Raw genomic sequence first — 294 nt, forward strand, 5'->3', positions numbered from 1 at the left:
CGCAGGCATGAGCACGAGCGCGATGACCGTCGCGAAGTAGGAATAGGACGCGTAGTCGAACCATTCGATGAAGTTCCCGAGGAAGGAGGAGACCGCTACGCGCCTCAGTGTCGCGTGCTCCTCACTATCGCGCTGGACTGCAACCGCTGTTTCGCTAGACGCCATGGAAATCACCCAGATCCTTTCCGAACCCCTATTTATTTTGTGTTTTCCGCATCGGGAAACACCCCCTTTAGAAACGAGGGAGGCCCGGCATCCGTGTCTCACAGATGCGCGAACCTCCCCATCTTCGTG

At 57.1% G+C, this 294-nt stretch carries 1 pseudogene; it reads right to left on the minus strand.

What is annotated here, in order from left to right:
- A pseudogene (locus NE591_RS14955) lies at window positions 1-165 on the minus strand (MFS transporter); the annotation flags it as partial.
- Between the last annotated feature and the right edge of the window lie 129 nt (window positions 166-294).

This window comes from Adlercreutzia sp. DFI.6.23, from assembly GCF_024462535.1.
Taxonomy (GTDB): domain Bacteria; phylum Actinomycetota; class Coriobacteriia; order Coriobacteriales; family Eggerthellaceae; genus Adlercreutzia; species Adlercreutzia rubneri.